The sequence below is a fragment of the Streptomyces sp. NPDC059679 genome (assembly GCF_042734105.1).
GTDB lineage: Bacteria > Actinomycetota > Actinomycetes > Streptomycetales > Streptomycetaceae > Streptomyces.
In genome coordinates this window covers 1-1,700 of the sequence record NZ_JBHWES010000192.1, presented here as the reverse complement: position 1 = coordinate 1,700, position 1,700 = coordinate 1, and the positions used below count along the sequence as shown (strand labels likewise).

Annotated in this window: 2 protein-coding genes; both read left to right on the top strand. The window is 68.7% G+C overall.

Annotation, left to right across the window (positions count from 1 at the left end):
* Positions 1-395 (top strand): CBS domain-containing protein (locus ACFV2X_RS55585; RefSeq protein ID WP_385631978.1); only part of this gene is annotated, 395 nt, incomplete at its 5' end.
* On the top strand, positions 392-1,693 hold the full coding sequence (locus tag ACFV2X_RS55580) for an ArsB/NhaD family transporter (RefSeq protein WP_385631976.1): 1,302 nt from the start codon (positions 392-394) through the stop codon (positions 1,691-1,693). The genes ACFV2X_RS55585 and ACFV2X_RS55580, both read left to right, overlap by 4 nt.
* The last annotated feature ends 7 nt before the right edge of the window (positions 1,694-1,700 follow it).

The window sequence follows — 1,700 nt, the reverse complement described above, 5'->3', positions numbered from 1 at the left end:
TGGCCGAGCAGCGGCTGCCCGGGGTGCTGGTGATGGACGACGACGGGGAGCCGTACGCCCTGCTGCCCGCGTCCGCGCTGGTCAAGCTGCTGGTCCCCGGCTATGTGCTGGAGGATCCGACGCTGGCTGCCGTGGTGGACGAACCGCACGCGGACCGGCTGTGCCAGGCACTGGCGGGACGACCGGTGGCCGACTGCCTGCCCAGGGAGCGCCGGAAGCCGCCCATCGCGGATCCGGATGACACGGCGCTGGAGGTCGCCGCGCTCATGGCGCGCGAACGCAGCCCGCTGATCGCGGTGGTGGAGCGGGAACCGGGCCGGGAGCGCGGTGGCTCCCGGCTGCTCGGTGTGATCACCGCCGCGCATCTGCTGGAACGACTCCTTGGGGTGACATGAGCGACTGGCACAGCTGGGCGGCGATCGCCGTTTTCGTCATCGCGTATGCGGCGATCATCAGCGAGCATGTGCACCGGACGGCCGCAGCTCTGGCCGGGGCGGGGGCCATGCTCGCGATCGGCGCCACCGACGATGGGGCCGCGTTCTTCGACGAGCACTCCGGGATCGACTGGAACGTCATCTTCCTGCTGCTGGGGATGATGGCGATTGTCGGTGTCCTGCGGCAGACGGGCGTGTTCGAGTACTTGGCCATCTGGTCGGTCAAACGCGCCCGCGGCAGGCCCTTCCGGGTGATGGCGATGCTGATAGTGATCACCGCGGCCGCCTCGGCGCTGCTGGACAACGTCACCACGGTGCTGCTGGTCGCCCCGGTCACCCTGCTGGTGTGCGAGCGCCTTGCCCTGCCCGCCGCACCCTTTCTGATCGCCGAGGTGATGGCCTCCAACATCGGTGGCACCGCCACCCTGGTCGGTGATCCGCCGAACATCATCATCGCCAGCCGGGGCGGGCTGACCTTCAACGACTTCCTGGTCCATCTGGCGCCGATCGCCGCGCTCCTCACCGTCGTTCTGGTGGTGATGTGCCGGGTGATGTTCCGCGAGGTGTTCGTGTACGACGAGAAGCGCGCCGCCGAAGTGATGGCGCTGGAGGAGCGGGAGGCGATCCGCGACCACCGGCTGCTGTACCAGGGCTTGGGTGTCCTCGCCCTGGTCGTCGTCGGGTTTGTGGCACACCCGGTGCTGCACTACGCGCCGAGTGTGGTGGCCCTGCTCGGCGCCGGACTGCTGATCGCTGTCTCGAAGGTGGAGACGGGTGAGGCGCTGAAGGAGGTCGAGTGGCCGACGCTCGCCTTCTTCGCCGGGCTGTTCATCATGGTGGGTTCGCTGATCGAGACCGGTGTCATCGGGGAGGTCTCCCGTGCCCTGGCGGACGCCACCGGTGGCAGCGAGTTCGGCGCGACGATGCTGCTGGTGTTCGGTTCCGCCGTGCTGTCCGGTGTCGTCGACAACATTCCGTATGTCGCCACCATGGCTCCCATCACCGCTGACCTGGCGCACGGCTTCGGCGGGGGTGACGGTGTCCATGTGCTGTGGTGGGCGCTGGCGCTCGGGGCCGACCTCGGTGGCAATGCCACCGCCATCGGCGCCTCCGCCAACGTCGTGGTCCTGGGGATCGCCGAACGCAACCGCCAGCCCATCTCGTTCTGGCAGTTCACCAAGTACGGCCTGGCCGTCACCGCGGTGACGGTCACCATCGCCGCCGGATACCTGTGGCTGCGGTACTTCGCCCTGACCTGACAGCGAA